This is a genomic window from Candidatus Zixiibacteriota bacterium, from assembly GCA_029860345.1.
Lineage (GTDB): Bacteria > Zixibacteria > MSB-5A5 > GN15 > FEB-12 > JAJRTA01.
On the sequence record JAOUBJ010000018.1, the window covers coordinates 21,626 to 37,658 of the forward strand.

A 16,033-nucleotide genomic window follows, 5' to 3' on the forward strand; every position below is an offset into this window, starting at 1 on the left:
GTACTTCACTGATGTATTTTAGACACCTGTCGATTGCATTTGCCTTGGTAATACTGATGGCGCTCGGAGCCGCGGCTCAAACGGCTCCGCCGGTCTTGAATCCGATAGGCGCTCAGTCATCCGACGAGGGTGTGAATCTGAACTTCGGGGTCACTACCAGCGATGCCGATGCCACCATCCCGACTCTAACTACGTCGACGCTGCCCGGCACGGCCACCTTCAATGACAATCTCAACGGCACCGGTACCTTTGACTGGACACCCACTTTTGCCGATTCAGGCACATATCAAGTGACTTTCTATGCCAACGATGCTGTGACAGCCGATATCGACTCGGAACTGGTCACGATCACGGTCACCAACGTCCTCCAGTCGCCGGTAGTATCAGGTATACCCGATCAATCGGTCGCTGAGGGTTCAACGACTTTCGCTCCGATCAACCTCGATGATTACGTAACCGACGCCGACAATCTGGACTCAGAGATCAGTTGGAGTTATTCGGGCAATAGTGCACTGACGGTGAGTATCGTCAGTCGCGTCGCTACTATCAGTATTCCATCAGCCGACTGGAACGGGGCAGAGACGATAACCCTTACGGCCACAGATCCCGATCTGCAGGCCGATTCCGACCCGGCTTTGTTCACGGTCACTGCTGTCAACGACTTGCCGGTACTGGCGCCGATAGGTCCCCAATCAATCTTCGAAAACGCCGGCTTCATTCTTGGCACGTCAGCCTCAGACGCCGATGGCGATACGCCGGTAATGTCATCATCGACTCTTCCCGGCGCGGCTACTTACACAGACAACGGCAACGGCACGGGCACCTTTGACTGGACTCCGACCTTCAGTGATAGTGGTACATATCTGGTGACCTTCTACGCGGCTGATTCAGCTTTCCCGCTGGTGATAGATTCAGAGCAAGTCACGATCACCGTCACCAATGTCAACCAGGACCCGATACTGGCCGCTATCGGAGCCCAGGCAACATCTGAAAACGTTAACCTCAACTTCGGAACATCAGCCAGCGATCCCGACGGCAACACACCGGTGTTGACAAGTTCAGCCTTACCCGGCACTGCTACTTACATTGACAACGGCAACGGCACAGGCAGTTTCGACTGGACACCGGCCTTTGCCGACAGTGGAACCTACAACGTTACATTCTATGCCGCCGACTCAGCTTTCCCGCTGGTGATAGATTCAGAGCAAGTCACGATTACGGTCAATAACGTCCTCCAGCCGCCGGTGGTCGCAGACATACCCGATCAATCGGTCGCTGAGGGTTCAACGACTTTCGCTCCGATCAACCTCGATGACTACGTAACCGACGCCGACAATCTGGACTCAGAGATCAGTTGGAGTTATTCGGGCAATAGTGCACTGACGGTGAGTATCGTCAGTCGCGTCGCTACTATCAGTATTCCTTCAGCCGACTGGAACGGGGCCGAGACGATAACCCTTACGGCCACAGATCCCGATCTGCAGGCCGATTCCGACCCGGCTTTGTTCACCGTCACAGCGGTAAATGATAATCCGATTCTGGCGCCGATTGGTGCTCAGTCGACTGACGAGAACGTCAACCTGAACTTCGGGACCAGTGCAAGTGACGCCGACGGTAACACGCCGGTGCTGTCATCATCGGCCTTACCCGGCACGGCGACATACATAGACAACGGCAACGGCACAGGCAGTTTCGACTGGACACCGGCCTTCGCCGACAGTGGAACCTACAACGTTACTTTCTACGCGGCTGACTCGGCCTTCCCGCTGGTGATAGATTCAGAGCAAGTCACGATTACGGTCAATAACGTCAACCAGGACCCGATACTGGCCGCTATCGGAGCGCAGGCAACATCTGAAAACGTTAACCTCAACTTCGGGACCAGTGCAAGTGACGCTGATGGTAACACGCCGGTGCTGTCATCATCGACTCTTCCCGGCACGGCGACATACATAGACAACGGCAACGGCACAGGCAGTTTCGACTGGACACCTGCCTTCGCCGACAGCGGAACTTACAACGTTACTTTCTACGCGGCTGATTCAGCTTTCCCGCTGGTGATAGATTCGGAACAAGTCACGATCACCGTCACCAATGTCAACCAGGACCCGATACTTGCCGCTATCGGAGCCCAGGCAACGTCTGAAAACGTTAACCTGAACTTCGGGACATCGGCCTCCGACGCTGATGGTAACACGCCGGTGCTGTCATCATCGACTCTTCCCGGTACAGCTACATACATAGACAACGGCAACGGCACGGGAACCTTCGACTGGACACCGGCCTTTGCCGACAGTGGAACCTACAACGTCACTTTCTACGCGGCTGATTCAGCCTTCCCGCTGGTGATAGATTCAGAGCAAGTCACCATCACGGTAACCAATGTCAACCAGGACCCGATACTTGCCGCTATCGGAGCGCAGGCAACATCTGAAAACGTCAACCTGAACTTCGGGACCAGTGCAAGTGACGCTGATGGTAACACGCCGGTGCTGTCATCATCGGCCTTACCCGGCACGGCGACATACACAGACAACGGCAACGGCACAGGCAGTTTCGACTGGACACCGGCCTTCGCCGACAGTGGAACCTACAACGTTACTTTCTACGCGGCTGACTCGGCCTTCCCGCTGGTGATAGATTCGGAACAAGTCACGATTACGGTCAATAACGTCAACCAGGACCCGATACTGGCCGCTATCGGAGCGCAGGCAACATCTGAAAACGTCAACCTCAACTTCGGGACCAGTGCAAGTGACGCTGATGGTAACACGCCGGTGCTGTCATCATCGGCCTTACCCGGCACGGCTACTTACACAGACAACGGCAACGGCACAGGCAGTTTCGACTGGACACCTGCCTTCGCCGACAGCGGAACTTACAACGTTACTTTCTACGCGGCTGACTCGGCCTTCCCGCTGGTGATAGATTCGGAACAAGTCACCATCACGGTAACCAATGTCAACCAGGACCCGATACTTGCCGCTATCGGAGCGCAGGCAACGTCTGAAAACGTTAACCTGAACTTCGGGACATCGGCCTCCGACGCTGATGGTAACACGCCGGTGCTGTCATCATCGACTCTTCCCGGCGCGGCTACTTACACAGACAACGGCAACGGCACAGGCAGTTTCGACTGGACACCTGCCTTCGCCGACAGCGGAACTTACAACGTTACTTTCTACGCGGCTGACTCGGCCTTCCCGCTGGTGATAGATTCAGAGCAAGTCACGATTACGGTCAATAACGTCAACCAGGACCCGATACTGGCCGCTATCGGAGCGCAGGCAACATCTGAAAACGTCAACCTGAACTTTGGGACCAGTGCAAGTGACGCTGATGGTAACACGCCGGTGCTGTCATCATCGGCCTTACCCGGCACGGCGACTTACATAGACAACGGCAACGGCACAGGCAGTTTCGACTGGACACCGACGTCAAATGACAGTGGAACATACAACGTCACTTTCTACGCCGCCGACTCGGCCTTCCCGCTGGTGATCGACTCAGAGCAAGTCACGATTACGGTCAATAACGTCAACCAGGACCCGATACTTGCCGCTATCGGAGCCCAGGCAACGTCTGAAAACGTCAACCTGAACTTCGGGACCAGTGCAAGTGACGCCGACGGTAACACGCCGGTGCTGTCATCATCGACTCTTCCCGGCACGGCGACTTACATAGACAACGGCAACGGCACAGGAACCTTCGACTGGACACCGACGTCAAATGACAGTGGAACATACAACGTCACTTTCTACGCCGCCGACTCAGCCTTCCCGCTGGTGATAGATTCAGAGCAAGTCACGATCACCGTCACCAACGTCAATCAGGACCCGGTGCTGGCCGCTATCGGAGCGCAGGCAACATCTGAAAACGTTAACCTGAACTTCGGGACATCGGCCTCAGACGCTGATGGTAACACACCTGTCTTAACTGCTTCGACGCTTCCCGGTACAGCGACTTACATAGACAACGGCAACGGCACAGGAACCTTCGACTGGACACCGACGTCAAATGACAGCGGAACTTACAACGTTACATTCTATGCTGCCGATTCAGCCTTCCCGCTGGTGATAGATTCAGAGCAAGTCACGATCACCGTCACCAATGTCAATCAGGACCCGGTGCTGGCCGCTATCGGAGCGCAGGCAACATCTGAAAACGTCAACCTGAACTTTGGGACCAGTGCAAGTGACGCTGATGGTAACACGCCGGTGCTGTCATCATCGGCCTTACCCGGCACGGCGACTTACATAGACAACGGCAACGGCACAGGCAGTTTCGACTGGACACCGACGTCAAATGACAGTGGAACCTACAACGTTACTTTCTACGCGGCTGATTCAGCTTTCCCGCTGGTGATAGATTCAGAGCAAGTCACGATTACGGTCAATAACGTCAACCAGGACCCGATACTTGCCGCTATCGGAGCACAGGCAACATCTGAAAACGTTAACCTGAACTTCGGGACATCGGCCTCAGACGCTGATGGTAACACGCCGGTGCTGTCATCATCGGCCTTACCCGGCACGGCGACATACATAGACAACGGCAACGGCACAGGAACCTTCGATTGGACACCTACCTACATCGAAAGTGGTGTCTTCAATGTTACGTTCTATGCCGCCGACTCAGCTTTCCCCTTGGTGATCGACTCAGAACAGGTCGTCATCACGGTAACCGACGCCGGCAACCAGGCACCAGTGCTGGCGACTATTGGAGCCCGGGCTGTTACCGAGGGCAACACACTCGCCTTCGTGATCTCTGCAGCAGATGCTGAAGGCATCCCCACAATTTCGGCGAACAATCTCCCTTCGGGCGCCACGCTGGTTGACAACTTAGACGGTACGGCCGACTTCAGTTGGACCCCCGGATTCCTTGAGAGTGGCAGCTACAACGTCACTTTCTTCGCAACCGATGATTCCGGCTCCATTGATGGAGAGTTGGTAACGATTACTGTGAATGACGCAGGTAATCAGCTCCCCGTGCTGGCCGCGATCGGCGCCCAGGTTACACTTGAGAATGTGAATCTCAGCTTTGGCCTTAGCTCGACGGATGCAGAGAGCACACCTGGTCTGTCCACCTCGACCTTGCCGACCGGTGCTTCCTTTGTTGACAATGGTGACGGCAGTGGCAGTTTCAATTGGACACCCACGTTCACCCAGTCGGGCATCTACAATATCAGTTTCTATGCCACCGACGATTCGGCTGCGGTTGACTCAGAACAAGTTACGATTACCGTCAACGAACCCGGTAACCAGGCGCCCGTACTGACTTCGATAGGTGCGCAATCGACAACCGAGAACATCCAGTTGACCTTCGGTGTAACGTCATCGGACGCCGAAGGCACATCACCGGTGCTGGCGACATCGACTCTGCCCAGCGGTGCTGTCTTTACCGATAACGGCGACGGCACCGGCGATTTCGACTGGACGCCAGACTTCCTTCAGTCAGGCATTTACAATATCAGTTTCTATGCCACCGACGACTCGGCGGCTGTTGACAGTGAGCAGGTGACCATCACGGTCAACGAAGCAGGCAACCAGCTACCGGTCTTGACCGCTATCGGCGCGCAATTGACAACTGAGAATGTCCTGCTCAGTTTCTCGGTGATAGCATCCGATATTGAAAGCACACCGGTTTTAACGACGTCGACCCTGCCGACCGGTGCAACGTTCATAGACAACGGCGACGGCAGTGGCGATTTTGACTGGACGCCTGATTTTCTTCAGTCGGGAATCTACAACGTTACATTCTACGCCACCGATGACTCGGCTGCCGTTGATTCAGAGCAAGTTACTATTACCGTTAACGAAGCGGGCAACCAACAGCCAACGCTGGTCGCCATTGGCGCCCAGGGCACTACCGAAAATGTCCTGCTGAATTTCTCAGTGAGTGCTTCTGATATCGAAAGTACGCCGGTTCTGACTACGTCGGCTTTGCCTTCCGGCGCATCATTTGTCGACAACACTGACGGCACCGGATCGTTCGACTGGACGCCGGGATTCCTGCAGTCCGGAATTTATAATGTCACTTTCTATGCCACCGACGATTCGGCCGCGGTCGACTCAGAACAAGTTACCATTACCATCAATGAAGCCGGCAATCAACTTCCGGTGCTGGCGGCCATCGGCTCACAATTGGGCACCGAGAATGTGAATCTTGCTTTCGGCGTCTCAGCCTCCGATGATGAAAGCACAGCCGCCCTGACCAGCTCGGCTTTGCCGACCGGGGCGACTTTTGTCGACAACCTGGACGGCACCGGGACGTTCGACTGGACACCGGGCTTCACCGACGCCGGATTGTACAACGTCACTTTCTACGCCACCGACGATTCGGCGGCTGTCGACTCAGAGCAGGTGGCCATAACCATAGCCGAGGCCGGTAACCAGACTCCGGTGCTGGCTGCTATCGGGGCGCAAGCAACGACAGAAAACGTAAATCTGAATTTCGGCGTGTCCGCTTCGGATGCCGATGCCACCATCCCGACACTGACAACATCGACCCTGCCGACCGGTGCTACTTTTGTCGACAACGGTGACGGCACCGGCGATTTCGACTGGACGCCGACTTTCTTACAGTCCGGCAGCTATCAGGTCATGTTCTACGCCACCGATGCTTCAGCAGCGGCCGACAGCGAGCAAGTCATTATCACTGTCAACGAAGCCGGCAACCAACTTCCGATACTTACTGCCATTGGAGCGCAGAACGTCACCGAAGGTGTCAATCTGAACTTCGGTTTGTCCGCTTCGGACATCGAGAGCACTCCCTCCTTCAGCAGCACGGCCCTGCCGACCGGGGCCACGCTGACCGACAACGGCGACGGGAGCGCGACCTTCGATTGGACGCCGGTCTTTGTGCAGAGCGGTGTACATAATGTTACGTTCTACGCAACCGACGACTCAGCCGCCGTCGATAGTGAGCAAGTAACAATCACGGTCAACGAAGCAGGCAACCAGACTCCTGTGCTCACGACAATCGGATCGCAAGTTGTTCTCGAAGGCATCAGTTTGAACTTGCCGTTAACGGCCAGTGATGCCGACAGCACGATTCCCGCCCTGTTCTCATCCACCTTGCCGTCCGGTGCGACCTTCCTGGACAACGGAGACGGCACGGCCGACTTTGACTGGCTGCCCGACTACACTCAGAGTGGCGTCTATGTGGTGCTGTTCTATACTTCTGATGGTACCGTGGACGACAGTGAGTTCGTGACCATCACCGTCACCGACGCCGGGAACCAGAATCCGGTACTGGCCGCGATCGGCGCCCAGGCTGGAACAGAAAACAGCCTCCTGACATTCTCAGTGTCGGCAACCGACGGCGAATCTGTTCCGTCGCTGTCGACATCAACTCTTCCGACCGGTGCAGCTTTCGTTGACAACGGAGACGGCTCCGGCGACTTCAACTGGACACCTGGTTTCACCGACGCCGGTGTCTACCCCGTCACTTTCTATGCGACTGATGACTCGGCTGCCGTCGACTCCGAACAGGTTGCAATAACGATCAACGAAGTCGGCAACCAGTCGCCTTCGCTTGCCGCTATCGGCGCGCAGAGCACCACCGAAGATGTTAACTTGAATTTCTCGGTGACGGCCACCGATCCGGACGCCACCATTCCGGCCATGACTACGTCCACTCTACCCACCGGTGCAACGTTCGTCGACAACGGTGACGGTTCCGGTACGTTTGACTGGACACCCGGCTTTACCGATGCCGGGGCGTATAACGTCACTTTCTACGCAGACGACGGCGCCTTGATCGACAGTGAACAAGTGGTGATAACGGTCAACGAAGCCGGCAATCAATCGCCTCTGCTGGCCGCAATCGGCGCCCAGAGCACAACCGAGACAGTAAACCTGAATTTCGGCATAAATGCCTCTGATCCTGACGCAACGATTCCAAGTCTGACCACTTCCACCCTGCCGACCGGGGCGACGTTTGTGGACAACGGCGACGGCTCCGGAACGTTCGATTGGACGCCGACCTTCACCGATGCCGGGATCTACAACGTCACATTTTATGCGGACGATGGGGCCTTGATTGATAGTGAACAGGTGGTCATCACAGTCAACGAAGTGGGCAATCAGCTGCCGGTGTTAGCTGCTATTGGAGCACAAAACACCAGTGAAGGTGTCAACCTGAACTTCGGGACATCGGCCTCAGACGCCGACGGCGATACACCGGTCTTAACTGCTTCGACGCTTCCCGGCACCGCGACATACATAGACAACGGCAACGGCACAGGAACCTTCGACTGGACACCGACGTCAAATGACAGCGGAACCTACAACGTTACATTCTACGCGGCTGATTCAGCTTTCCCGCTGGTGATAGATTCAGAGCAAGTCACGATTACGGTGACCAATGTCAACCAGGACCCGGTACTGGCCGCAATCGGAGCGCAGGCAACGTCTGAAAACGTGAACCTGAACTTCGGGACCAGTGCAAGTGACGCTGATGGTAACACGCCGGTGCTGTCATCATCGACCTTACCCGGCACCGCTACATACATCGACAACGGTAACGGCACAGGAACATTCGACTGGACACCGACGTCAAATGACAGTGGAACCTACAACGTTACATTCTACGCGGCCGACTCGGCTTTCCCCTTGGTGATCGACTCGGAACAAGTCACGATTACGGTCAATAACGTCAATCAGGACCCGGTGTTAGCCGCTATCGGAGCGCAGGCAACAAGTGAGAACGTTAACCTGAACTTCGGGACCAGTGCAAGTGACGCTGATGGCGATACGCCGGTGCTGTCATCTTCGGCCTTACCCGGCACGGCGACATATATAGACAACGGCAACGGCACAGGAACCTTCGACTGGACACCGACGTCAAATGACAGCGGAACCTACAACGTTACATTCTACGCGGCTGATTCAGCTTTCCCGCTGGTGATAGATTCAGAGCAAGTCACGATTACGGTGACCAATGTCAACCAGGACCCGGTACTGGCCGCAATCGGAGCGCAGGCAACGTCTGAAAACGTGAACCTGAACTTCGGGACCAGTGCAAGTGACGCTGATGGTAACACGCCGGTGCTGTCATCTTCGGCCTTACCCGGCACAGCTACATATATCGACAACGGTAACGGAACCGGCACCTTCGACTGGACACCGGCCTACAGTGATAGTGGTACATATCTGGTGACCTTCTATGCGGCTGATTCGGCCTTCCCGCTGGTGATCGATTCTGAACAAGTAACTATCACAGTAACCAATGTCAACCAGGACCCGATACTTGCCGGTATCGGAGCGCAGGCAACATCTGAAAACGTGAATCTCAACTTTGGGACCAGTGCAAGTGACGCTGATGGTAACACGCCGGTGCTGTCATCTTCGGCCTTACCCGGCACGGCGACATATATAGACAACGGCAACGGCACAGGAACCTTCGACTGGACACCGACCTACGCAGACAGTGGAACCTACAACGTTACATTCTATGCTGCCGACTCAGCCTTCCCGCTGGTGATAGATTCGGAACAAGTCACGATTACGGTCACAAACGTCAACCAGGATCCGGTACTGGCCGCCATCGGAGCGCAAAACGTTGCCGAAGGCGGTACGCTTTTATTCTCACCATCTTCGTCCGACGCCGATGGTGACATTCCGGTTATGACCAGTTCCGCCCTGCCCGGCACAGCCACCTATATTGACAACGGCGACGGCACCGGTTCGTTCGCCTGGTCGCCGTCATTCCTGGAGGGTGGGACATATCCTGTAACTTTTTATGCAACCGACGGTGTCTTCCCAAGCAGTATAGATTCAGAGCAGGTTGTTATCACCGTCACCGAAGCCGGCAACCAATCACCGGTGTTGGCCGCTATCGGTCCTCGGTCAACAACCGAGGATGTTAATCTGAACTTCGGTGTCACGGCCAGCGACCCGGATGCAACTATCCCCGCCTTGTCCACATCCACTCTGCCGACCGGTGCGACCTTCGCGGATAACGGTGACGGCTCCGGTACTTTCGACTGGACGCCCGGTTTCACCGATGCCGGGACACATAATGTCACTTTTTATGCCGATGATGGTGCTCTGATAGACTCCGAACAGGTGGTCATCACGGTCAACGAAGCCGGTAACCAATCTCCGGTGCTGGCTGCAATTGGTGCCCAGAGCATTACCGAAACGGTCAACCTGAATTTCGGCATAAATGCCTCTGATCCTGACGCAACGATTCCAGGTCTGACCACTTCGACTCTGCCGACCGGTGCAACGTTCGCAGACAACGGCGACGGTTCCGGTACTTTCGACTGGACACCCGGCTTCACCGATGCCGGGGCGTATAACGTCACTTTCTACGCCGACGACGGCGCTCTTATAGACTCCGAACAGGTGGTCATCACCGTCAACGAAGTCGGCAATCAGTCGCCGGTGCTGGCGGCTATCGGACCGAGATCGACCACCGAGACGGTCAACCTGAACTTTGGCGTGAGCGCCACCGATCCGGATGCGACCATCCCTGCGCTGTCGACTTCGACTCTACCTACCGGCGCAACCTTTGTCGACAACGGCGATGGTTCCGGCACCTTTGACTGGACGCCGGGCTTCACCGACGCCGGAACGCACAACGTGACATTCTATGCCGACGACGGCGCTCTGATAGATTCCGAACAAGTTGTCATCACGGTCAACGAGATCGGCAACCAGCCGCCACAGCTCGATCCGATTGGACCGCAGGTCACCACAGAGAATATCAACCTGAACTTTACCGTGACCGCTTCGGACCCTGATGCTACTATTCCGAACCTGACCACCTCGGCTCTGCCTAGCGGCGCATCGTTCGTCGACAACGGCGACGGTTCCGGTACCTTCGATTGGACGCCCGATTTCACTCAGGCGAGTGTCTATAATATCACTTTCTTTGCCGACGATGGTTCCTTCATACACAGCGAGGTTGTCGCAATAACTGTTAACGAAGCCGGCAACCAATCACCTCTATTGACGGCGATAGGAGCGCAAAGCACAACCGAAGATGTAAACCTCAGTTTCGGCGTCACCGCCACCGATCCCGATGCAACGATTCCGACCCTGACAACCTCCACGCTGCCCACCGGCGCAAGTTTTGTTGACAACGGCGACGGCTCAGGAAGCTTTGACTGGACACCCGGTTTCCTTGATGCCGGCGTTTACAACGTCACCTTCTACGCTGACGACGGCGCCCTCATAGACTCAGAACAGGTTGCAATCACCGTTAACGAAGCCGGCAACCAGTCGCCACTGCTGGCCGCGATCGGCGCCCAAAGTACGACCGAAACGGTCAATCTGAATTTCGGCATAAATGCCTCTGATCCTGACGCAACGATTCCAAGTCTGACCACATCGACCCTGCCGACCGGTGCAACGTTCGTAGACAATGGCGACGGCTCCGGAACCTTTGACTGGACACCCGGTTTCACCGATGCCGGGACGTATAACGTTACTTTTTATGCCGATGACGGCGCTCTCATAGACTCCGAACAGGTTGTCATCACCGTCAACGAAGTCGGCAACCAATCACCGGTTCTCGCTGCAATCGGTGCTCAGTCAACAACCGAAGCTGTTAATCTGAATTTCGGCATAAGTGCCTCTGATCCTGACGCAACGATTCCAAGTCTGACCACTTCGACCCTGCCGACCGGTGCGACCTTCGTAGACAACGGCGACGGCTCGGGGACGTTCGACTGGACGCCGCACTTTGCTAACGCCGGGATATATAACGTCACTTTTTATGCCGACGACGGCGCCCTCATAGATTCCGAACAGGTCGTCATCACAGTCAACGAAGCCGGCAACCAACCGCCGACTTTGGATCCGATAGGACCACAGGTGACAACCGAGAACGTGAATCTCAACTTCATCGTGACCGCAACCGACCCGGATTCGACTATCCCGGCCTTGTCCACTTCGGCCCTGCCCGCAGGCGCGAGCTTTGTTGACAACGGCGACGGATCAGGAACGTTCGACTGGACACCCGGGTTCACCCAAGCCGGCCCCCACAATGTCACCTTCTTTGCCGATGATGGTTCTTTTATCCACAGCGAGGTGGTCACCATCACCGTCAACGAAGCGGGCAACCAGTCACCTCTACTGGCCGCGATAGGTGCCCAAAGTACCTTCGAAGATGTCAATCTGAACTTCGGCGTGACCGCCACCGATCCTGATGCCACGATACCAGCGCTGTCAACATCCACGCTGCCGACCGGTGCCGGCTTTGTTGACAACGGCGACGGATCAGGAACCTTCGACTGGACGCCCGGCTTCACCGACGCCGGGACGTATAACATTACTTTCTATGCCGACGATGGTGCCCTGATAGACTCCGAACAGGTTGTGATTACGGTAATTGAGTCCGGCAATCAGTCGCCGGTTCTCGCTGCTATCGGTGCCCAGAGCACTACAGAAACGGTTAACCTGAACTTCGCAGTCACGGCCACCGATCCGGACGCTACCATCCCTGCCTTGTCGAGTTCGACGGTACCGACCGGTGCAACGTTCGTCGACAACGGCGACGGTTCCGGTACCTTCGACTGGACACCGGGCTTCACCGACGCCGGGACGTATAACGTCACTTTCTACGCCGACGATGGTGCCCTGATAGACTCCGAACAAGTTGTAATCACCGTCAACGAAGTGGGCAACCAGTCGCCTTTGCTTGCTGCCATAGGTGCCCAGAGTACGACTGAGGACGTGAACCTGAACTTCGGCGTAAATGCCTCTGATCCTGACGCAACGATTCCTGGTCTGACCACTTCGACCCTACCGACCGGCGCGACCTTTGTAGACAACGGCGACGGATCAGGAACCTTCGACTGGACGCCGGGCTTCACCGATGCCGGTACATACAACGTTACGTTTTATGCCGACGACGGCGCTCTCATAGACTCCGAGCAGGTCGTCATCACCGTCAACGAAGCAGGCAACCAAGCGCCTCTGCTGGCCACAATCGGTGCCCAGTCTACGACCGAAGATATTAACCTGAACTTCGTCATAAATGCCTCTGATCCTGACGCAACGATTCCAAGTCTGACCACTTCGACCCTGCCGACCGGCGCAACTTTCGTCGACAACGGTGACGGCTCGGGCAGTTTCGACTGGACGCCCGGCTTTACCGACGCCGCTGTCTATAACGTGACTTTCTACGCCGATGACGGCGCCCTTATAGACTCCGAGCAGGTGGTGATTACTGTCAACGAAGCAGGTAACCAATCGCCGGTCCTGGCCGCAATCGGTGCCCAGTCTACGACCGAAGATATCAACCTGAACTTCGGCATAACTGCTTCTGATCCTGACGCAACGATTCCAAGTCTGACCACTTCGACCCTGCCGACCGGGGCAAGTTTCGTGGACAACGGCGACGGTTCCGGAACCTTTGACTGGACACCGATCTTTACCGATGCCGGGACGTATAACGTCACTTTCTACGCCGATGACGGCGCTCTGATAGACTCCGAGCAGGTGGTGATTACTGTCAACGAAGCAGGTAACCAATCGCCGGTTCTGGCAACTATCGGCCCTCGCTCGACTACCGAAAACGTCCTCCTGAACTTCGGTGTCTCGGCGTCCGACGTCGATGCCACTATTCCGGCTTTGTCGACATCCACTCTGCCCACCGGCGCAACTTTTGTAGACAACGGTGACGGCTCCGGCGCCTTTGACTGGATACCGACATTCACCGACGCCGGGACGTACAATGTCACCTTCTATGCCGACGACGGCGCTCTTATAGACTCCGAACAGGTTGTGATAACGATCAACGAAGCAGGCAACCAGCCGCCCACACTGGACCCGATCGGACCGCAGGCGACAACTGAAAACGTCAACCTGAACTTTACAGTAACGGCTTCGGACCCCGATGCTACCATTCCGAATCTGACAACATCGGCGCTGCCGAGTGGCGCCACGTTCGTCGACAACGGCGATGGTTCCGGCACTTTCGACTGGACGCCCGACTTCACCCAGGCGGGTCCCTACAACGTCACCTTCTTTGCTGATGACGGTTCATTTATTCACAGTGAAGTGGTTGCGATAACGGTCAACGAAGCAGGCAACCAGTCTCCGGTCCTGGCCGCTATCGGACCACACTTCACCACCGAAGGGATTCCTCTGAACATACCGGTCGGTGCAACCGATCCTGACGGGACGATCCCCGCCTTGTCCGCATCGACGCTTCCAATCGGCGCGAGTTTTGTCGACAACGGTGACGGCACCGGCGACTTTGACTGGACACCGGGCTTTACCGACGCCAGTATCTACAACGTCACGTTCTACGCCGACGACGGCGGCCTCACAGATTCTGAACAAGTTGTCATCACGGTCAACGAAGCCGGCAACCAATCACCGATATTAGCCGCTATCGGTGCACAAAGCACAACTGAAACAGTCAACCTGAACTTCGGCATAAATGCCTCTGATCCTGACGCAACGATTCCAAGTCTGACCACTTCGACGCTGCCGACAGGCGCGACTTTTGTGGACAACGGTGATGGCTCCGGAACATTTGACTGGACACCCGGCTTCACCGACGCCGGGACATATAACGTCACCTTCTACGCCGATGACGGTGCCCTGATCGACAGCGAACAAGTAGTCATTACCGTCAACGACGTCGGCAACCAGTCACCGGTACTCGCCGCCATCGGACCACAAGCTACCGACGAGAACGTTAACCTGAGCTTCGGTGTCAGCGCTACCGATCCGGATGCTACTATCCCCGCTCTGTCGACCTCAACGCTACCGTTCGGTGCAGGATTCATCGACAACGGTGATGGCTCCGGATCATTCGACTGGACTCCGGACTTCGATCAGGCCGGGGTGTACGTGATTACATTTTATGCCACCGACGGCGTTCTGATCGACAGTGAGCAGGTACAGATAGTCGTTACCGATATCAACCGCGGACCGACCGCCGATGCCGGGAGCGATCAGTTCAATGTCCCGGTCGGTAGTCTGGTGACTCTTGACGGCACTTTCTCATCCGATCCCGACGGCGACTTGCTCAATTATAACTGGCTGCAAATCGGCGGCACGGCAGTGGTTCTTTCCAACAATGCTGATTCTATGCCGACATTCACGCCGCCGGTTACGGATACCTATCTTTTCGAGCTTACTGTCAACGACGGTCTGCTGCCTTCGACGCCTGATACCGTTTCAATCGACGTCGTTAACGTCGCGCCACCCGTCGCGGTGAGTGATCTGGCCATTCAAATAAACGCAGACGCCGTCGACCTTACCTGGAGCCTGAGTGTTTTGGATACGGCCGGCTTTGCCACCAGCGTGGATCGTTACGTTATCTCCCGCGGCACGGCGGCCTACTTTACGCCACTGCCGGGCGATTCAATCGGCTTCACCGACAACCTGACCTCAGCTTTCACCGACGCTGATCTGGCCGGCGCCAACGTCGTTGGCGACACACTCACGCAGTACTTCTATGTGGTCGAGGTGGTCGACATATACGGCAATCGTTCCACGCTCTCCAACCGGGTTGGCGAGTACGACTACCAACTGGTGACCACGGCTACCACCAACTACAACCTGGTTGGTATCCCGTTCTCCAACACAGGAATTGTCGATGCCGACGCCTTGATCGCTGCTATCGGCAGTGGTAATGTATTGACAGTCAACAACTTCATCGCCGCCTCGCAGAGCTACGAGGCCCGCTTCGCAGCCGGTTTCGGTACCAACTTTGCCATCACCATCGGCGGTGTCTATCAGGTCAACTCAGCTACCGACACAATTTTCAGTGTGGCCGGATCGATCCCCGATTCGGGCACTGTTTCCTATAGCATACAAACATCCCCAACGACCGACTTCAACTTCCTGATGATTCCTTTCGAACTCGAAGGAAACTTCACGGTCGCGCAGGATTTGCTTGATTCGATACCGGGAGTCTTGAACACTCTCAATAATTTCGTGGCCGGTTCACAGAGTTATCAGTCTCGTTTCGCAGCAGGCTTCGGGACCAATTTCCCAGTGAAAGCCGGTAAACCATATCAGGGTAACGCCGCCACGGACGGTGTCTTCCCGGGACCATAGGG

The 16,033-nt window shown here is 56.0% G+C and carries 1 protein-coding gene; it reads left to right on the forward strand.

Annotated elements, in window-relative coordinates:
- Window positions 1-11 precede the first annotated feature (11 nt).
- Window positions 12-16,031, forward strand: a complete 16,020-nt coding sequence (locus OEV49_15680; GenBank protein ID MDH3892505.1) for an Ig-like domain-containing protein — start codon at window positions 12-14, stop codon at window positions 16,029-16,031.
- The last annotated feature ends 2 nt before the right edge of the window (window positions 16,032-16,033 follow it).